Annotated in this window: 17 protein-coding genes; 12 read left to right on the top strand and 5 right to left on the bottom strand. The window is 72.6% G+C overall.

Features of this window, described 5'->3' with window-relative positions:
* Nucleotides 1-46 precede the first annotated feature (46 nt).
* The 4 genes from SM418_RS32740 (at nt 47) to SM418_RS32725 (ending at nt 3,730) form a co-directional block, all read left to right on the top strand.
* On the top strand, nt 47-1,114 hold the full coding sequence (locus SM418_RS32740; protein WP_371945232.1) for a family 2 encapsulin nanocompartment cargo protein polyprenyl transferase: 1,068 nt from the start codon (nt 47-49) through the stop codon (nt 1,112-1,114).
* A 45-nt stretch (nt 1,115-1,159) separates the two neighbouring features.
* Nucleotides 1,160-2,200, top strand: coding sequence for a galactose-1-phosphate uridylyltransferase (galT, locus tag SM418_RS32735; protein ID WP_371945234.1), 1,041 nt, complete (start codon nt 1,160-1,162; stop codon nt 2,198-2,200).
* Between the two features lie 91 nt (nt 2,201-2,291).
* Nucleotides 2,292-3,200 (top strand): WD40 repeat domain-containing protein, encoded by a 909-nt coding sequence (locus SM418_RS32730; protein WP_371945236.1) that lies wholly within the window; start codon nt 2,292-2,294, stop codon nt 3,198-3,200.
* The gene (locus SM418_RS32725; RefSeq protein ID WP_371945238.1) at nt 3,191-3,730 is read left to right on the top strand and encodes an HAD domain-containing protein; all 540 of its coding nucleotides are present in this window, start codon (nt 3,191-3,193) and stop codon (nt 3,728-3,730) included. Before SM418_RS32730 ends, SM418_RS32725 begins: the two co-directional genes overlap by 10 nt.
* Nucleotides 3,731-4,044: 314 nt before the next feature.
* Here SM418_RS32725 and SM418_RS32720 read toward each other — a convergent pair whose 3' ends face one another.
* Nucleotides 4,045-4,170, bottom strand: coding sequence for a hypothetical protein (locus SM418_RS32720; protein WP_371945239.1), 126 nt, complete (start codon nt 4,168-4,170; stop codon nt 4,045-4,047).
* A 198-nt stretch (nt 4,171-4,368) separates the two neighbouring features.
* On the opposite strand from SM418_RS32720, the gene ybiA reads away from it, so the two are divergent.
* Nucleotides 4,369-4,896, top strand: a complete 528-nt coding sequence (gene ybiA / locus SM418_RS32715) for a riboflavin biosynthesis intermediates N-glycosidase (protein ID WP_371945240.1) — start codon at nt 4,369-4,371, stop codon at nt 4,894-4,896.
* Nucleotides 4,897-5,018: 122 nt separating this feature from the next.
* Nucleotides 5,019-5,507, top strand: a complete 489-nt coding sequence (locus tag SM418_RS32710; RefSeq protein WP_371945242.1) for an NUDIX domain-containing protein — start codon at nt 5,019-5,021, stop codon at nt 5,505-5,507.
* 61 nt (nt 5,508-5,568) lie between these two features.
* On the opposite strand, the gene SM418_RS32705 is transcribed toward SM418_RS32710, so the two are convergent.
* From SM418_RS32705 to SM418_RS32695, 3 genes are all read right to left on the bottom strand, one after another.
* Nucleotides 5,569-6,024, bottom strand: coding sequence for an NUDIX hydrolase (locus tag SM418_RS32705; RefSeq protein ID WP_371945244.1), 456 nt, complete (start codon nt 6,022-6,024; stop codon nt 5,569-5,571).
* A 119-nt stretch (nt 6,025-6,143) separates the two neighbouring features.
* Nucleotides 6,144-7,103, bottom strand: a complete 960-nt coding sequence (locus SM418_RS32700) for a hypothetical protein (RefSeq protein ID WP_371945246.1) — start codon at nt 7,101-7,103, stop codon at nt 6,144-6,146.
* The gene (locus SM418_RS32695) at nt 7,100-7,675 is read right to left on the bottom strand and encodes an RNA polymerase sigma factor (protein WP_371945247.1); all 576 of its coding nucleotides are present in this window, start codon (nt 7,673-7,675) and stop codon (nt 7,100-7,102) included. Before SM418_RS32695 ends, SM418_RS32700 begins: the two co-directional genes overlap by 4 nt.
* A gap of 311 nt (nt 7,676-7,986) precedes the next feature.
* On the opposite strand from SM418_RS32695, the gene SM418_RS32690 reads away from it, so the two are divergent.
* Nucleotides 7,987-11,376 carry an nSTAND1 domain-containing NTPase gene (locus SM418_RS32690; RefSeq protein ID WP_371945248.1) on the top strand — a complete coding sequence of 1,130 codons (3,390 nt, stop codon included), beginning with the start codon at nt 7,987-7,989 and terminating at the stop codon, nt 11,374-11,376.
* 61 nt (nt 11,377-11,437) lie between these two features.
* Here SM418_RS32690 and SM418_RS32685 read toward each other — a convergent pair whose 3' ends face one another.
* Nucleotides 11,438-13,597: a terpene synthase family protein gene (locus tag SM418_RS32685; RefSeq protein ID WP_371945249.1), complete on the bottom strand. Its 2,160-nt coding sequence runs from the start codon at nt 13,595-13,597 to the stop codon at nt 11,438-11,440.
* 129 nt (nt 13,598-13,726) lie between these two features.
* Here SM418_RS32685 and SM418_RS32680 point away from each other — a divergent pair, with 129 nt between their 5' ends.
* From SM418_RS32680 to SM418_RS32660, 5 genes are all read left to right on the top strand, one after another.
* Entirely contained in the window at nt 13,727-14,098 is a 372-nt protein-coding gene (locus tag SM418_RS32680; protein ID WP_371945250.1) for a phage holin family protein, read from the top strand.
* 37 nt (nt 14,099-14,135) lie between these two features.
* Nucleotides 14,136-15,020, top strand: a complete 885-nt coding sequence (locus SM418_RS32675) for a Cgl0159 family (beta/alpha)8-fold protein (RefSeq protein ID WP_371945251.1) — start codon at nt 14,136-14,138, stop codon at nt 15,018-15,020.
* 72 nt (nt 15,021-15,092) lie between these two features.
* Nucleotides 15,093-15,617 (top strand): (2Fe-2S)-binding protein, encoded by a 525-nt coding sequence (locus tag SM418_RS32670; RefSeq protein ID WP_371945367.1) that lies wholly within the window; start codon nt 15,093-15,095, stop codon nt 15,615-15,617.
* The gene (locus tag SM418_RS32665; protein WP_371945252.1) at nt 15,614-16,594 is read left to right on the top strand and encodes an FAD binding domain-containing protein; all 981 of its coding nucleotides are present in this window, start codon (nt 15,614-15,616) and stop codon (nt 16,592-16,594) included. The genes SM418_RS32670 and SM418_RS32665 overlap by 4 nt, the downstream gene beginning before the upstream one ends.
* The gene (locus SM418_RS32660) at nt 16,591-18,693 is read left to right on the top strand and encodes a xanthine dehydrogenase family protein molybdopterin-binding subunit (protein WP_371945253.1); all 2,103 of its coding nucleotides are present in this window, start codon (nt 16,591-16,593) and stop codon (nt 18,691-18,693) included. The genes SM418_RS32665 and SM418_RS32660 overlap by 4 nt, the downstream gene beginning before the upstream one ends.
* Nucleotides 18,694-18,758 lie beyond the last annotated feature (65 nt).

The raw sequence follows: 18,758 nt of genomic DNA, 5'->3' as shown, positions 1-18,758 counted from the left end.
CCGCCGGCGAACCCGCCGGCGCGCCCGCCGACGAGAAGGAACCGCCATGCCCGCCTGGAAGGACGACCCCGCCGTCGTCGCCTGCGACCACCGTCCGGAGCAGCGCGGCCGGTCCGCGGCCGACATCCTGCGCTGGAGCCGGCGCCTGCTCGACCCCGCCCTGCGGGACGCGGTCGAGGCGATGCCGGACGCGGCCCGCCGCATCGCAGCGTTCCACTTCGGCTGGCGCGACGAGCGGGGCCGTCCGGCCTCCGGCGCGGCGGGCAAGGCGATCCGTCCCGCCCTCGCGCTGCTGGCCGCGGAGGCGGCCGGCGGGACGGCCTCCGCCGCCCTGCCGGCCGCCGTCGCGGTCGAGCTGGCGCACAACTTCTCGCTCCTGCACGACGACGTCATGGACGGCGACCCCACCCGCAGGCACCGCCCCACCGCCTGGACCGTCTTCGGGACGGACGCCGCGATCCTCGCGGGCGACGCCCTTCTCGCCGCCGCCTACGAGGCGCTCGCCGGGGACGACTCCCCGGCCGCCGCGCACGGCGTCCGCGTCCTCGCCCGGTCCGTCCTCGACCTGGTCGAAGGCCAGTCCGCCGACCTCGCCTTCGAGGGCCGCACCGACGTGACGCTCGACGAATGCCTCGCCATGGCGAGCCGCAAGACCGGCGCGCTGATGGGCGCGGCCTGCGCCCTCGGCGCACGCCACGGCGGCGCCGGCACGGCCGAGACCGACCGGCTGCGCGCCTTCGGCGAATGCTTCGGCCTGGCCTTCCAGCTCACCGACGACCTGCTCGGCATCTGGGGCGATCCGGCCGTCACCGGCAAACCCGTCCACTCCGACCTGCACAACCGCAAGAAGTCCCTGCCGGTCGTCGCCGCGCTGACCTCCGGCACCCCCGCCGGCGGCGAACTGGCCGACCTCTACTTCCGCGAGGAGCCGCTGTCGCACGGCGACACCGCCAAGGCCGCCGCCCTCATCGAGGCGGCCGGCGCCCGGGCCTGGGCCGCCACCCGCGCCGGCGCGCTCCTGGCCGAGGCCCGAGCCCACCTGGCGGGCTCGGCGCCCGCACCCGCCGCGGACCTGTGCACCCTCGCCCACTTCATGACCCGACACGATCGGTGACCGGCGGCCGGCCGGCCGACCGGCGCCCGGTAGGCTGCCGCCGAGATGAACCGGACACGCGCACGGCTTTCCGACGGCCGCGAGATCGTCTACTACGACGAGGGGCCGGGCCGGGTGCCCGTCCCCGACCCGCGCGGGCTGCGGCCGGTCGAGCCGCTGTGCGAGACGCGCCGCGACCCGCTGACCGGCGACCACGTCACGATCACCGCGCACCGCAACACCCGGACGTTCCTGCCGCCCGCCGACCAGTGCCCGCTGTGCCCCGGCGGGCCCGCCTCGGAGATCCCGGACCCGTCCTACGACGTCGTGGCGTTCGAGAACCGGTTCCCGTCCTTCGACGTCCGCACGCCGCCCGTCCCGCCGGAGATCGACGGCGTGCCCCGCGCCCGCGGCGCCGGACGCTGCGAGGTCGTGTGCTTCACCGACGACCACTCCGCGTCGATGGCGCAGCTGCCCCTCTCCCGCGTCCGGACGATCGTCGACGCGTGGGCCGACCGCACCGCCGAACTGTCCGCGATCCCCGGCATCCGGCAGGTCTACGTGTTCGAGAACCGCGGCGTGGAGATCGGCGTGACGCTGCACCATCCGCACGGCCAGATCTACGCGTACCCGTTCGTCACGCCGCGCACCGAGCGCATGCTCGCGGCGGCCGCCGCGCATCCTGGCCTGTTCGAGGACGTCCTGAAGGCCGAACGCGAGGGCGGCCGGGTCGTCCTCGCGGGCGAGCACTGGACGGCCTACGTCCCCGCCGCGGCCCGCTGGCCGGTCGAGGCGCATCTCATGCCGCACCGCCACGTCCCCGACTTCACCGCGCTGGACGCCGCCGAACGCGACGAGCTCGCCGTCCTCTACCGCGACCTGCTGCGCCGCTTCGACGCCCTCTACGGCGCCCCGCTCCCGTACGTCGCCGGCTGGCACCAGGCCCCCGCCGGGAACGATTCCCTCCGCCTCCACCTGGAGCTGTTCTCCATCCGCCGCGCCCCCGACAAGATCAAGTACTTGGCGGGCTCCGAGTCCGGGATGGCCGCGTGGATCAACGACGTCTCTCCCGAGGACGCCGCCGCCCGCCTCCGCGCCGCCGGCTGATCACGGCTTCGCGGCGCGCGGCGACATCGGGGGGAACCGAGTTTCGCGGGTCCGTGGAACGATCGACGCCGGGTGCCCTACTCTCCGTCGCATGCCGGAAAGCGTGCTGGCGGAGTCGCTGGCGCAAGGATCTTTCGACGGCGTCGCCGTCACCGCGGCGGGCGCTCCGCTGGCGTTCACCTCCCAGGCGGCGCGGGGCGCGAACGCCGGCCAGCTCTGGGACCTGACGGCGGGCGCGGCCCTCGGGGCGCCGATCGCCGGCTTCCCCACCGACCGCGCCGAGTGGGCGTTCGGCCTTCCCGCCGGTTCGCCCACCGTCGCCTGGACGTACCGCGACCGCGTCCACGTCCACGACCTCACGACCGGCCACGAGCCGGCGCTCGACGGCCAGCCGGACCTCCTCGGCCTGGCCGTCCACCAGGGCCGCGCCGCGGTCGTCACCGTCTTCGGCCCCGCGAACGACGCCGACGTCATCGTGTGGGACGCCCTCACCGCCGAACGTCTCGCCGAGTACACCCTCTGGCTCGGCCACGGGACGGCCATCGACCGCTGGCTCCTGCACGCCACGCCTGCCACCGGCCCCCTCGTCGGCCTCCCCGGTGACTCTGCGGTCTGCCTCCTGGACGTCGAACGCGGCGAGGAGATCGCCGTCCTTGTGGCCGCCGACGCGGTCCTGACCCCGTCTCCGGACGGCCTCGTCCTCGTCTATGCGACCCCCACCGACCTGTGCGTCCGCGGCCTCGACGGAGACCGCACCGCGACCCTGGAAACGCCGGGCCCCTGCGACCGGGTGACCGCGTCCCTGGTGGACGACCGCCTCCTCGTCGCCGCCGCCCTCCCCGGGCAGCACGGCACGCTCCTCGCCTGGGACGCTGTGAACCCGTCCCCGTCCCACTGCGTCCAGATCCCGGCCCAGGCCAACGACCTGGCGCTCTCCCCGGACGGCACCCTCCTCGCGGCCACCGACGACGGCCTCTACACGGCCCGCCTATGTGGCTAGGCGACGTCCCCCGCCCCGGCACCCGCAAAGCACGGCCGCTCCTCTACCTCGACATCGACGGCGTCCTGAACCCGGAAATGCCCGATGACCGATTCACCGAACACGTCATCGGCCGCCTCACCGTCCGGGTCAATCCCGACCACGGCCCCTGGCTGCGAGATCTCGCGACCGACTACGACCTGGTCTGGGCTACGACCTGGGAGGAACACGCCAACGTGCACATAGGCCCGCTCCTCGGCCTGCCTCCGCTCCCGCATGTCGAGTTCTTCGACTACACCCCGCAGCAGGGCGACCCGCGCATTCCGCTGCTGCAACTTCCGCTCATGCGCAAATGGGCGCCGATCCTCCGGCACGCGGACGGTCGCGCATTCGCCTGGGTGGACGACGTCATTCCGCTGACGATCAGACGCCAAGCGCTCCCGCACCGCCGGGCGCTACGCCTCGTCCCCGTGAACCCCGCCCGCGGACTCACCCGCAGGCACGTGGAAAGCCTGCACCGCTGGGCTGCCCGCCTGGACCGCCGCCAATAGCGGAATGGGCCCGGGGGTGGCTCCCTCGCGGCAACGCGGGTTATCAAGAGGCGCCTGGCCTGGATACAGTCGTGTCGGCCGCCGTCCGGCGCGCGGCGGGGGCGTGCTGGAATGGCGCCGAGGTCGTGCGCTGACCGTACAGGGGCCTCTAGGGACGGTCGGCGGAAAGAGGGCGGAGAGAGGCGGCGCGGCGCGGTGGAGGCCGCGTTCACCCGCGACGGAGGCGAGGGGGTGCCGCGCGCCGGCACCTTCCGCTGAAGACGCGAAGGACCCGCCCGGATCGTCCGGGCGGGTCTCGATCTATCGGCCGCGGATCAGCGCACGGCGAGATCGTCCGTGGCCTCGGCCTCCGCGGGACGCTCGGGGTCGGCGTCCATCGGCCGCCGCTCCGGCCACGAGTCGATCTTGGTGCGTCGAGGGTTCGCCAGGGCGTTGTCCATTGGTGCTGCAGTCCTCCCAGTTCGAGCCGGGGCCCAATGACCCGATGTTCCCGGCGACCGGCCCGCTTTCGCAAAATGGTCTAGACCGCGTCCCTCCCCGCGTGAGCACGGCGGACTCGCCGACCCCGCCGATCGATCATCCATTCCCGCAGAAATACCGGTGGCTCTCCGCCCCTCGTCCTGGCACCCTTCTCACCCATGGACGTAGCCGAACTGACCCGCCTCCAGAACGCGGGCGCTCGCCTGAAGTTCCTGTTCTTCTGGGGGCACCAGACCCCGGGTCGCGGCTACCTGAGCCAGTGGTGGCCGTCCCCCTTCACCGTCGACGGCATCTCCTACGCGACCGCCGAGCATTACATGATGGCCGGGAAAGCCCGCCTCTTCGGCGACGAGGAGACGGCCGCAGCCGTCATCGCCGCCCCCCATCCCCGCCGCGCGAAGGACCTCGGCCGCCGCGTCCGCGACTTCGACGAACGAACGTGGCAGGACAATCGCGTGGCGATAGTCACCAGGGGCAACGAAGCCAAGTTCGGCCAGAACGAGGACCTCCGCGAGTACCTCCTCGGCACCGGCGACCGGATCCTCGTCGAGGCGAGCCCAGTCGACCGCGTCTGGGGCATAGGGCTCGCCGCCGACGACCCCCGGGCCGAGCAGGCGTCGACCTGGCAGGGCCAGAACCTCCTCGGTTTCGCCCTGATGACCACCCGCGCCACGCTGGCTTCCTGAGCGCGGGCGCGGCGGGAGATACCGCCGATCCGGCGGTTCGTTCGGCGGCAGGCCGCATGAGCTGCGAGAACGTTCGATCATGCGGCCACCTGCCCGGCGTGAGAAAGCGTAGCGTTGGCAGGGTGAACCAGCCGCACCTCGATCCACCCGAGTGGTACGCCAGCCTGCCGACGGTGTACGCGTCCGCGGTGGTGCTGTTCACCGACGGTTCCGATCGTGTCCTGCTGGTGAAGCCCAACTACCGCCCCCACTGGTCGTTGCCCGGCGGCGTCGTGGAGGACGGCGAAGCGCCCCATGAATGCGCCGTCCGCGAGGTGGCCGAAGAACTCGGCCTGAGCATCGAAGTCGGCGACCTGCTCGTCGTGGACTGGGTGCCGCCCGGTGGGGACCGCCCCCGCTCCATGGCCAACTACCTTTTCGACGGCGGGGAGATCAGCGACCTCGGTGCCGTCCGGCTTCAGGCCGAAGAACTTGAGCAGGCGGAGTTCGTGGCCTGGGAGGACGCCGTTGCCAGGCTCCCGGCCAACACCCGGCGCCGCATCCCGGCCGCCCGCGCCGCCCGCAGGGACGGCCGGACGGTCTACCTGCCCGGCACACCTGAGATCGGTTGACGACCTGCGGCTCGACGGCCGCGCGACCCGAGCGCGCACCCCTCGCGGGACTTCGAGCGCGTCAAGTCCATCCGTACAGGGAGAAGACGCCGCCGGCGCCGGAGCGGACGCGGGCGATCGCGTCGGCGACGTAGCCGATCGTTTCGGAAGGCAGGTCGTCCGGGTCGTGCCACCAGATGCGGGCGCACTTGTGCGGTTCTGCGTTGACGGGTTCGCCTTCCCAGCGGGTGGCGGCGAAGAAGAACCCGACGCGGTCGACCTGGCCCGGTTTGCAGCGATGGCTCACGTGGACGCAGCGCGCGTCGCCCGTGCCGAGCCGGACGCCGACCTCCTCCGCGGTCTCCCGGATGACGGCGTCCAGAATGGATTCGCCCTGTTCCAGGTGCCCGGCCGGAACGCCGGCCATGCCGTCCGCGTAGCCCGTGTTGGCCCGCTCCATCAGCAGCACCCGGCCCGCCTCGTCGAAGAGGAGCGCGTGAACGTCCACGATCGACCGATGCCGTATCTTCCCCGCCACCCGGCGACTATCGCACGTTGTGGGCCTGGCAGTCCGGGGCATCAGGTTTGTTCGCGAACAACCTGATGCCCCGGACGGCGCGGTGTTACTCGGAGGCCATGTGTTACTCGGGGCGAGTGTTACTCGGAGGCCGGTTCCGGGGTCGCGGCCGGTGCCGCGCCGGTTTCGGGCTCGGGGCCCACGAACAGGAGGACCTGGCCCTTGGCCCAGGGGCTGGCGTCGTGGACGTACCACGTGTCCGGTACCTGACCGGGGAACAGGACCTTGCTCTCGTTCGCGTCGATGTAGCGGTACTCGGGCACGGTCACGTTCCGCTTCTTCAGCGCGGCCAGTACCTTGCCCACGCGCTGGCCCCTGAAGGTCATCCCGTGCATGGCCTCGCCCGGTGCGGTGACCGGTGCGCTGCTGTTGTACTTCTCTCCGGGACGGGCCGCCCGCGCGAACACGATTTCGGCGGTGCCCGTGTACCCCGTCCTGATGCGGACGCCGACCGGGCACTGATCGCCTCCGCCGCCGGTCTCGCACTCGCCCTTGGAGGTGATGACCGAGATGTCGCCTTCCTTCGTGCCGTCGCTCGTGTCCAGCATCACCAGGGTGCCGACGATGGACGGCGACGCGGGCACGAATGACAGCTTGACCTTGAGCCCGTGCTCGGCGAACTCGGCACGGTACCGCATCGGGTCGGCCAGGGGGTCGCGAACCCGCACGTCGATGTGGTCGCCCTTGCGCTTGAAGGAGAGCGCCGCCACGAGTGCGACGCGAGGGCTCGGCCTGGTCGAGACCGCGCCCGGGTCCGTCGAGGCGGCGACCGGTGGACGCCGCGGCTCGTCGTCTCGGATGAGCAGGCCGACCGTGACGGCGGCGCAGGCCACGCCCGCGGCGGCGAGCGGGAGGCCGAGTCGCAACAGCAGCGGCGAGCGCCGGGCGGCAGGGGCGGCGGCCGGAGTGGTGGCGGCCGGAGTGGTGGCGGTGATGCGGTCGGCCAGGTCGGCGGCGGTCTCGTCCGGCAGCAGTTCCGCGGCCTGTGCGTCGGTGACCGGGGCGAGCCGGGAGATCAGCGCGTCGATGTCGCGGGTCATACGTGTTCTCCGTTCGGAATCCGCGTGGCGGCGGGCAGGGCGGGCGCGTCCGCGCGTTCCAGCGCGCGGGCGAAACGGCGGCGGGCGCGGTGCAGGCGGATCCGCACCGCGTTGCGGGAGCAGTCGAGGACGGTCGCGATCTCGCCGTGGTCCAGCCCTTCCCAGCCGACGAGGGACAGCAGTTCCCGGTCGCCGTCCGGCAGGCTCCGGAACGCGGCGGCGATCCCCTCCGGATCGGGCTCGTCCTGGACGAACTCGCGGAGCCGGGAGCCGAGGTCGGCGGCCAGCGCGGACCGGCGGCGCTCGCCGCGGTGGTGGTTGGCCAGCACGCGGCGCGCGACCCCGTACAGCCACAGCCGCGCCTGCTCGCCCGGCGGGACGTCGTCGAGCCGCCGCCACGCCGTCAGGAACGTCTCGGCGAGGACGTCGGCGGCGTCCTGCGGGTCGCTGGTGCGGCGCAGCGCGTACCCGAGGATCCGCGCGCGGTTCGCCGCGTAGACCTCCTCGAACCGGCGCCGCCGGTCATCCGGCGGATCCTGTGAAGGCGACGGATCCTGTGAAGGCGATGGCAAGCCCACTCCTCTCGTCACGCGCCGCGGGGCGCGGTGAATTGACCAGATGCAGGGCACATGTCCGAACGCGTCCCAGCATTTCGCCCATCCGGTCGAAGGGGGCGAACATGGTCGGCGCCAAGGGGCGCACGTAGCATGGGCCGGGGTTGCGGGAACGTTCCGGAGGATGGTGCATGCGGCGTCGGCAGGGGCCTGTCTTTCCCGGTTATCTGATGATCCTGCTGGTGGCGCTGCTCGGGCTGGCATTACAGGTTTCCCCGCAAACGACTCATATCGTCCAAAAGTGGGCGCTTCCCGTCATCATCCTGTGCATGCTGCTGATTCCCCTCGTCCTCGCGTGGGAGAAGGGGCAGGAACGGCGGAGCCTGGCACGACCGGTCTGGAAGGCCGACCGTTCGCCTTACCCCGGCCTGGACGCCTTCGCGGAAGAGGACGACGGGGTCTTCTTCGGCCGCGACGAGGAGCTCCAGGAGCTGATCGAGCGGCTCCGGCCGGGGAGCGAGCCGCGGTCCATCGCGGTGACCGGCCCGTCGGGGGTCGGCAAGTCGTCGCTGCTGTACGCCGGGCTGCTGCCGCGCCTCCACCAGCAGCGGCGCTGGGTCGTCGTCCCGCCCATGGCGCCGGAGGACGATCCGTTCGGCTGCCTGGCCTACCGCCTCGCCGACGCCCAGGGCGAGGGGGACGCCGAGCCGATCGCGGCGGAGCTGCGCGACGATCCCGCCGAGCTCGGGCGGCGGATCGACGCGCTGCGCCGGGGACGGCGGAACCGCTCGGTGCTGATCACCGTCGACCAGGCCGAGGAACTGCTGACGCTCACGGCCGCCGACGAGCGCGACGCCTTCCTGGGCATGCTCCGCGACACGCTGGACGCCGACTCGAAGGCGTGGGTCGTGTTCGTGTTCCGCGCCGAGTTCCTCACCGAGTTCCTGAGCGGCGGGTTCGCGGGCATGTTCCGGCATCCGTTCGCGGTCACGGCGCTCGACCGGGCGGCGCTCAGAACGGTGATCCGGGAACCGGCCGCGCGGGCGGGCATCACGTTCGAGCCGCCGGAACTGGTCGCGCAGATGGCCGACGACACCGGGGACGGGACGGCGCTGCCGCTGCTCGCCTACCTCCTGCACGAGCTGTACCTGCACGTCGGACGCGACGGTGTCATCACCGCCGAGGACTACCGCCGCACCGGCGGGGTCGACGGCGCGCTCACCCGCCGGGCCGACCGGCTGATGCGGGAGCTGGAGGCGCGGGAGCCGGCGCCGCCCGTCCTGGAGACGCTGCTGAGGTTCGTCAAGTTCACCGGCGGGCGGCCGACGCGGCGGCGGGTGCCCGCGAGCGAGCTGGACGGCGCCGGCCGCCTGGTCGTGGACGCGTTCGTCCGCGAACGGCTGTGCACCAGCGGACGGGACGGCGAGCAGACGGTGTTCGACGTCTCCCACGAGGCGCTGTTCTCCGCCTGGGCGCCGCTGCGCCAGACGATCGCGCTGCACGCCGAGTCGCTGCGCCGCCTCGCCGACCTGGAGCAGTGGGCCGCCGAATGGGACCGCTACGGCCGCCGGGAGGCATACCTCCTGCGCGGGGAGCGGCTCGCCGCGGCGCGCAGGTGGATCGCCGAGGCCGACGGGGTCGCCGCCGTCGAGCCGCTGGTCGCCGAGTTCGTCGAGGTCTCCCACCGCTCGGACGGGGCCGCCATGCGCCGCCTCGCCGACTCCATCGCCCGGCAGGCGCTCACCGGCTTCCGGACCGACCCCGAGCACAGCCTGCTGCTCGCCCTGGCGGCGCACGAGGAGTGCGCGCCGACGCCGCTGGCCCGCCGGGCGCTGTCGGCGGCGCTCGCGGTGTCGCGGGTGTGCGGCGTCCTGCGCGGCCACGAGGACCGGATCTGGTCGGTGGCCTGGTCGCCGGACGGATCGCTCGTCGCGACGGCGTCCTCGGACCGGACGGTCCGCGTGTGGGACGCCGCGGGCGGCGAGGTCGCGGTGCTGCGCGGGCACGAGGCCCCGGTCGTCGCGGTCGCCTGGTCGCCGGACGGGCTGCGGCTGGCGTCGGCGTCCGACGACGGCACCGCGCGCGTGTGGGACGCGGCCGCCGGCGCCCGGATCTCCGTCCTGCGCGGCCACCGCGACATGGTGTGGGGCGTGACCTGGTCACCGGACGGCGCCCGGCTCGCCTCCGCGTCCCGCGACGGCGACGTCAGGATCTGGGACCCCGCGGACGGCACGACAACCGCCACGCTGAGCGGCCACGAGGGATGGGTCCGCGACGTGGCCTGGTCACCCGACGGAACCAGGCTGGCCAGTGCGTCCGACGACCGCACGATCAGGATCTGGGACGCGGCGGAGGGCCGCGCGGTCGCGGTGCTGGAGGGCCACGAGGAGACCGTCCGCACGGCCGCCTGGTCGCCCGACGGCGCCCGCCTCGCGAGCGGCTCCTACGACCGGACGGCGCGCGTGTGGGACGTGGCGACCGGCGCGTCCGCGCCGGTGCTGACCGGGCACGCCGACATCGTCTGGGCCGTCGCGTGGTCGCCGGACGGCGCCCGGCTCGCCACCGCGTCCCATGACCGGACGATCCGGCTGTGGTCGGCGGCGCAGGGCACCGAGCTGGCGGTGTTCCGCGGGCACGGCGAGGCGCTGCGCGCGGTGGCGTGGTCGCCGGACGGCACGCGCCTGGCCAGCGGATCCAACGACCGGACCGTCCGGTTCTGGGACGCCGAGCGCGCCGCCGAGGTCGCGGTGCTGCGCGGGCACGAGCGCGCGGTGTCGGCGGTCGACTGGTCGGCGGGCGGGATCGCCTCCGCCTCGCACGACGGCACCGTCCGCATCTGGGCGGACGGCGGCGGGCGGGTGCTGCGCGGGCACACCGACGAGATCTGGGACGTGGCCTGGTCGCCGGACGGGGCCCGGCTCGCGACCGCCTCCCGCGACCGCACCGTGCGGGTCTGGACCGCGGACGGCGCGCAGGAGAGCGTCCTCGCCGAGCACGGCGACTGGGTGCGGGCCGTGGCGTGGTCGCCGGACGGTGCCCGGCTGGCCAGCGCGTCCGACGACCGCACGATCCGGCTCCAGGGCCGCGACGGCTCCGCGCCGCTCGTGCTGCGCGGGCACGAGGACACCGTGCGTGCCGTCTCCTGGTCGCCCGACGGCGAGCGGATCGCCTCCGGGTCGCAGGACGGGGCCGTCCTGATCTGGGAGCCGCGGACGGGCCTGCGGCTCACGTCGCTGACCGTGCCGCAGGGCGCCGTCCGCGCGGTGGCCTGGTCGCCGGACGGCGCGCACATCGCGGCCCTCGCCGGCGACCGCGCGGTGCGGGTGTGGAACGCCGCGGAGGGGACGGAGGTGTCGCTGCTGTCCGGGCACGACGGCTGGCTTTGGTCGGTGGCGTGGTCGCCGGACGGCCGGGTCCTCGCGACCGCGTCCGGTGACCGGACCGTCCGCCTGTGGGACCCGGTGACCGGACGGGAACTGTCCGTCGCGGCCGTCCACGACGACGAGGTGTGGGACGTGGCCTGGTCGCCCGACGGCACGCGCGTCGCGACTGCGTCCGGCGACCGCACGGTCCGGATCTGGGAGGCCGTCACCGACGGCGCGGCGCTGGTCGAGCGGGCCCGCACACGCGTGTTCCGCCGCCTGACGCCCGACGAACGCCACACCCTGATGATCCCGGCCCCGCGCCCCGCTCCCGAGCCAGAACCCGTCGGCCCCTGAACGCCCGCCCCGGACGTCGCACTCGGGCCGGGGGCCGGGCGTCCGGGGGCGGGCGCGGGGGTCAGGAGGTGATCGGGTTTCGTGCCCGTTCGCGGGTGAAGAGGTAGAAGGCCGAGGTGCCCGGGCCGCTCGGTTTGGGGATGCTCGGCGGACGTTCGTCGTAGCGGTCGGTCTCGCGGTGCCATTTGAGGATCCCGGCCATCCAGTCGCGGAGTTCGTCGACGTAGGCGGCGAGGGCGGCGCGGGCGGTGTCGTCCAGGTCCAGGTCGGCGGCCAGGGCCAGAAGCTCGTGCTCGGCCAGGTGCTCGAACTGGCGGCGGCGGGAGGTGATCAGGTCGTTCACGATGGGCAGCGCCTCGTCGCGGCCGCAGCCGAAGAAGTTCCCGATGGCGAGGACGCCGTTGTTGAGCTCGCCCTCGTACTCGATCTCCTTCTGGTAGGAGAAGCAGTCGTTCAGCAGGCAGGCGACGTCCATCGCGGAGGCGTCGATCTCGCGGAGGGTGCGGGTCTCGAAGACGTGCGCCGGGATTTCCCTCGAGTGCTCGATCCGGCACAGGGCCATCGTCAGCTCGGAGCCGAACGTGTGCCGGCGCATCTCGATGTAGTCGACGGGGTCGGGGACGCGCGACTGGAGATGGTTGTTCAGTTCCCAGAGCCAGCTCTCGACCATGTGCTCGACGGCGGCGCGGAACTCGCGGCGGCCGCGGTCGTCCATGGGCAGGGCGGTGCGGGGCCACAGGTCGGCGAGGGCCGCTTCGAAGGCGTTCTCGGGGGCGGGCGTGGCGCCGCAGTCCAGAGGCATGAAGGACGCGACGCGGGCGTTGAAGAGCTTCGCGCCCGCCATGTCGCGGTCGCGGTTGAAGACGGCGGGGAAGAAGTCGTCGCCGTAGGTGCCGAAGGCCAGCCACTGGGTGGCGAGGTCGAGGGCCTCGGGGCCGGCGTCCGGGTCGAGGGACGCCGCGCAGGTCTCCAGCGCCATCCCGGTGAGCCGCTCGGCGCTCCACACCGAGACGGGCAGCCGGGGATGCGGGGAGAACATGCCCATCTCGCGGGCCCAGGCGAGGGTGGCGCGGCCGGCGCGCTCGCGGTGCGGGTTGACGCGCGGCGGGTAGGGGATGTCGAACTCGGGCAGCGGCGTCGGCCCCACCTTCTGGTGCGGGACGTGCGGGCGGCTGATCCGGGTCGAGTCGAGCAGGGCGGGTATGCGGGCGGCCGACATCCCGAGCGACTTGCTGTTCATGTAGCGGCTGGAGCGCATGTGCCATTCGTGTCCGCCGGACTGCCAGTCCTGCAGGGCCTTCACGTAGGCGGCGACGGCGGCCTGCTCGGCCGGGTCGAGTCCGTGGTCGGCGAAGATGTGCGGCAGCTCGGTGACGGCGGTGTTCTCGAACTGGCGGAGCCGCGAGGTCAGCAGGTCGTTGACCGTGTCGGCGGCGGCCTGCGGAGCCGTCCGGAGGAAATGCTCCATCACCAGGACGCAGTTGTTCACCTCGCCCTCGGACTCGGTCTCGCGCTGGTAGGAGAAGATGTCGTTCCGCAGGTGCACGCCGTCCGAGAAGGTGTCCTTGAGGACGCGCAGCGGGCGCGTCCCGACGACGCGTTCGGGAAGCTCGACGCCCGCGGCGTGCTCGGCCAGGTCCGCCGACCACGGCGCGCCGCCGACCTTGCGCCGCATCTCGATGTACTCGACGGGGTTCGGCAGGCGGCCGGTGCTGATGTTCGACAGTTCCCACAGCGACTCGCGGAGCAGGTTCAGGGTGCTCACGGAGAAGCGCTCGCGCCAGGCGTCCGACTTCGACGGGACGGTCCGCGCCCACAGGTCGGCGAGGCCCCGTTCGACGGCGTTCACCGGTTCCGGCGGGTCGAGGGACATGAACAGCGGCAGCCGGTCGAGATAGGCGCCGGCGCCGTCCTGGTCGCGGGGCTTCTTGAACACCTCCAGGAAGTGGTCGTCGAAGTAGAACACCCAGACGTACCAGTCGGTGATGAGGTCGAGTTCCGGCCCGTCGCAGTCGGGATGGGTGTACGCGCACAGGAGCGCGTAGTCCATCGCGGTGAGGGCGGCCTCGTCCCAGATGTCGGGGGTGCCGGGGTCCCGGTGGTCGTCGAGCATCCGCATCTCGCGGGCCCACGTCATGGTGTGCGTCCGCGCGCCCTCCAGATGCGGGTTCAGCCGCGCGGGGTACGGCACATAGAAGTCGGGCAGCTCGAACGGTTGCATCGACCGGCCTCTCTGTCGGCTCTGGGAAGGGTCGGGATCCGTTCGGCAACCTACAGCACGCGCAAAGTTACCGACGGTGACATATTGCTCTCCCGGTTCTTGTGCTCTTCTGCGGGTAAGCAATCGGTCATGACGGAGTCGAGCGAACCCGCGGAGGTCGACGGCCCGCTGGAGCAGAACCTTCTGCTCGCGAGGCGGGTGGTCGACGCCGCGCAACAGGAGATGCTGGACAAGGCGCGGCAGCGGATTCCCGCGTTGCGGATGGGTGCGGTCGCCGGAGCGTTCGGCATGCTCGCGACCGCCGCCACCTACCGGATGAACGTCCTGCTGCTGGAGCGGAAGCTGCCGCCCGAGCTGGCGTCGTTCGTCGCGGCGGCCGTGTACGGCGGCGGAGCGGGCGCCGCGGCGATGGCCGCGTCCCGCAAGTGGAAGGGGCTGCCGGCGCCGCTGCCGACCGACACGGCCCGCCAGGTCGTGGAGATACTCACAGACTCGGGCTGATTGACACGCGGCAGCGGGCGTCAGCAGACTCGACGGAGTGCGCATCAGCGAGTTGACCGACGTGCGGGCCGAGCGGCCCGGGGCGGTCGCCGAGGCCGCGGCCGCGCGGGCGCGCCGCGCCGGCCCGCCCGGCGCGCACGGCAACCTGATGATCATCGCGGCGGACCAGCCGGCGCGCGGCGCGCTCGGGGCGGGCGGCGACCCGGTCGCGATGGCCGGTCGCGCCGACCTGCTCGAACGGCTCTGCGTCGCGCTCGGACGTCCCGGCGTGGACGGCGTGCTCGGCACCCCCGACGTCCTCGACGACCTCCTGCTGCTCGGCGTGCTGGACGACCGGATCGCGATCGGGTCGATGAACCGCGGCGGCCTCGCCGGGACGTCGTTCGAGATCGACGACCGGTTCACCGCCTACGACGCGGACGCGATCGCGGCGGCGCGGCTGGACGGCGGCAAGATGCTGCTGCGCGTCGACGACGCCGACCCGGGGACGGCGGGCACGCTGGAGAACTGCGCGCACGCGGTGTCGGGGCTCGCCCGGCACGGGCTGATGGCGCTGGTGGAGCCGTGCGTCGCGCACCGGGTCGAGGGCCGCGTCCGGAACCTGCTGACGCCGGAGGCGATGATCCGGGCGGTGTCGGTCGCGTCCGGGCTGGGCGTCACCTCGGCGTACACGTGGCTGAAGCTGCCGGTCGTGCCGGAGATGGAGCGGGTGATGGCGGCGACCACGCTGCCCGCGCTGCTGCTCGGCGGCGACGACGCGGGCGAGACGGTCGGAGCGGGCGATACGGAGGCGGTGCTGGACGGCTGGCGGAGCGCGATGCGGATCCCCGGCGTGAAGGGCGTCGTCGCCGGGCGCTCGCTGCTCTACCCGCCCGACGGTGACGTGGGAGCCGCAGTGGACGCGGCCGTCGGCGTCCTCTAGCCGGACACGGAGGCGGCCGCGCCGCTGACTCACCCCGGCGCATCGGGGTAGTGCGCAGGCATGGACACACCTATGTACGCCGACATCACCCTGGTCGTTAACGGCATGGAGCACCGGCTGAGCGTCGACACCCGCGCTTCCCTGCTGGACGTCCTGCGGGAGGACCTCGGGTTGACCGGCTCGAAGAAGGGCTGCGACCACGGCCAGTGCGGTGCCTGCACCATCCTTCTCGGCGGGCGTCGCGCGAACGGATGCCTTGCGCTGGCCGTCGCTCATGACGGCGCCGACATCGTCACGGTCGAAGGGCTCGCCCAGGACGGGCGGCTGAGCCCCGTCCAAGAGGCGTTCATCGAGCAGGACGCCTTCCAGTGCGGGTACTGCACTCCCGGCCAGCTCTGCTCCGCGACAGCCGTGCTGGACGAGGCCGAACGCGGTTGGCCCAGCGTCGTGACCGAAGACCTGGGTTCCGACCCCAGCCTGGACGACGACGAGATACGCGAACGCATGAGCGGAAACTTGTGCAGGTGCGGCGCCTACGCCGGGATCGTGGCCGCCGTACGGCAGGCCGCCAGGAAGAGGGAGGCGGCGCAAGCATGAGGCCCTTCGCGTACGAACGCGCGACCAGTGCTGAGGACGCCCTGGAGCGGCACCATGACGGAGCCGTCTACCTCGGCGGCGGAACCAACCTCGTGGACCTGATGCGTCTCGGTGTCGAAGAACCGGCCAGGCTCGTGGACGTCGCGCACCTCCCGTACGACGAGATCGAACTGCGTCCGGACGGAAGCCTCGTCATCGGTTCGGCGGTGAGCAACAGCGCTCTCGCCGCGGATCCCACGGTCCGCGAAGGCCATCCCATGCTCGTGCAGGCCGTTCTGGCCGGTGCGTCCGGTCAGATCCGCAACCTGGCGACGGTCGGAGGCAACCTCCTTCAGCGCACGCGCTGCTCCTACTTCCAGGACGCCGCCAAGCCGTGCAACAAGCGGAACTCGGGAAGTGGATGTCCGGCCAGGGAGGGCGAGCACCACAACCTGGCGATCTTGGGTCATTCGCAGGCGTGCGTGGCGACGCACCCGTCCGATATGGCGGTGGCGTTGGCGGCGCTGGGCGCATCCGTACGGATCCAAGGCCGCGCGGGGGAGAGGACCATCCCCATCGACGAACTGCACAGGCTGCCGGACAACGAGCCAGAGCGTGACACCACGCTGGAGGCAGGCGACCTCATCACCGCCGTGGAGGTTCCCGCGCTCGGCATACCGTCGCGCTACCGCAAGGTCCGGGAACGCGCGTCGTTCGCCTTCGCGCTCGTCTCCATAGCGGCCGCCCTTGACGTGGAGGACGGCGTGGTACGGGACGTCAGGCTCGCACTGGGCGGCGTCGCCCACAAGCCGTGGCGGGCATGGCGCGCCGAAGGGGAGTTGCGCGGCGCCGAGGCGGTCGAGGAGTCGTTCGTGCGCGCCGCCGAGGCCGAGCTGGCGGCCGCCGAGCCGCTGCGGGACAACGCCTACAAGGTGCCGCTCGCGCGCAACCTGATCGTCCGGACGCTGATGGAACTGGGGGGAGTGCGGGAATCATGACCGACCGGTTGGAGAGCCGCGACAAGGTCACCGGCCAGGCGCGGTACGCCTTCGAGTACCAGGTCGAGAACGTCGCGTACGCCTCGGCCGTCCAGGCGAGCGTAGGCAAGGGAGAGGTCAGGTCCGTCGACGCCGAGGCCGCGCTGAGGCTCCCCGGCGTGCTCGCCGTGCTCTCCTGCGAGGACCCGCCCAGGCTCAGCGACACCTCGGACGGTGAGCTGGCCCTCTTCCAGTCGCGGACGGTTTCCTATCGTGGCCAGTTCGTTGCCGCCGTGGTCGGCGAGACGCTCGAAACCGCACGGGAAGGGGCTCGGCTGGTCCGGGTCGAGTACGCGACAGAGACACCGGACGTCACCCTCCGCGCCGACCACCCCGGCCTCTACAAGCCGGACAAGGTGAATCCCGTCTTCCCCGCAGACACCGGGCAAGGCGAACCGGAGGACGCGTTCAGGAACTCGGCCGTCCGCGTCAACGTGACCTACACCACCCCGGCCGAGCACAACAACCCGATGGAGCCGCACACCACGCTCGCCCAGTGGCACGGCGACGGATCCCTCACGCTCTACGACTCCACCCAGGGCGCGTCGTTCGTTCAGGCCACGATCGCCGGCATCTTCGGCCTCGACCCGTCGCAGGTGCGTGTCGTGTCCCCGCACGTTGGCGGCGGATTCGGTTCCAAGGGGACGCCCAGGCCGAACGTCGTCCTGGCGGCGCTGGCCGCGCGCGCTGTGGGCCGTCCCGTCAAGTTCGCCGTGCCCAGGCAGCAGATGTTCGCCACGACCGGCTACCGGACGCCGACGATCCAGCGGGTGAGGCTCGGCGCCGACGCCGACGGACGGCTCAACGCCATCTTCCACGAGGTGTTCGAGCAGACGTCCACCGTCAAGGAGTTCGCAGAGCAGACGGCGACGCCCACCCGCGTCATGTACCAGGCCCCAAACCGGCATACGTCCCACCGTGTGGTCGCCTTGGACGTCCCTACACCGTCCTGGATGCGGGCCCCAGGTGAGACGCCCGGCATGTACGCGCTCGAATCCGCGATAGACGAGCTGGCCATCGCCGTCGGCATCGACCCCATCGAGCTGCGTGTCCGCAACGACACCGACCGCGAACCGGAGAGCGGCCTGCCGTTCAGTTCCCGCAACCTCGTCGCGTGCCTGCGCGAGGGCGCCGACCGGTTCGGCTGGGACGGGCGTGACCCCGCCCCGGGCGTCCGCAGGGAGGGCCGCAAGCTCATCGGCACGGGCGTCGCCTCGTCCACCTATCCCGCGTACCTGATGCCCAGCAAGGCGACCGCCCGCGCCGAGCCCGACGGGACGTTCACCGTCCGGATCGCAGCCGCCGACATCGGCACCGGCGCCCGCACCGCCCTCGGCCTGATCGCCGCCGAGACGCTCAAGGCGGACCTCGACCAGGTCAAGGTCGAGATAGGCGACAGCTCCCTGCCACGGGCGAGCGTCGCGGGCGGTTCCGCCGGGACTGCGAGCTGGGGGACGGCCGTCGTCCGCGCCTGCGAGGCCCTGCGCAGCGAGCTCAACGGCCTGGTCGCCGGTGGGCATGGAGGCTCCCTGCACACCGAGAACGGCTCCCTGCCTCCCGAGGGGGTGGAGGCGTCCGCGGACACCACCGCCGAGATCAAGGCGCGGGACGAGTACGCCCGGCACGCGTTCGGCGCGCAGTTCGCCGAGGTCGAGGTCGACGCCGACACCGGCGAGATCCGCGTCCGCCGGATGCTCGGCGTGTTCGCCGCCGGGCGGATCATCAACCCCAAGACCGCCCGCTCCCAGTTCATCGGCGGGATGACGATGGGCATCGGCATGGCGCTGATGGAGGAGAGCGTCATGGACGCCGAGTTCGGCGACTACCTCAATCGCGACCTGGCCCAGTACCACGTCCCGGCCTGCGCCGACGTCCGCGACATCGACGCGGCGTGGGTGGAGGAGTCCGACCCGCACCTGAACCCGCTGGGCTCCAAGGGCATCGGCGAGATCGGCATCGTGGGGGCCGCCGCGGCCGTCGGCAACGCCGTCCACCACGCGACCGGGATCCGCTTCCGCGACCTGCCCCTCACCCCGGCCCGACTCCTCCGGGAGCTCTGACACGTCCTGACTGATTGAAAAGTTCACTATCAAGGTGACCCACGTCACGCTTGTGGGTATCGACC

It is taken from the genome of Actinomadura chokoriensis, from assembly GCF_041463665.1.
In the GTDB taxonomy this organism is placed as follows: Bacteria; Actinomycetota; Actinomycetes; order Streptosporangiales; family Streptosporangiaceae; genus Spirillospora; species Spirillospora chokoriensis_A.
The sequence above is the reverse complement of the archived record's forward strand: the minus strand, read 5'-3'. Positions and strand labels throughout refer to the sequence as shown.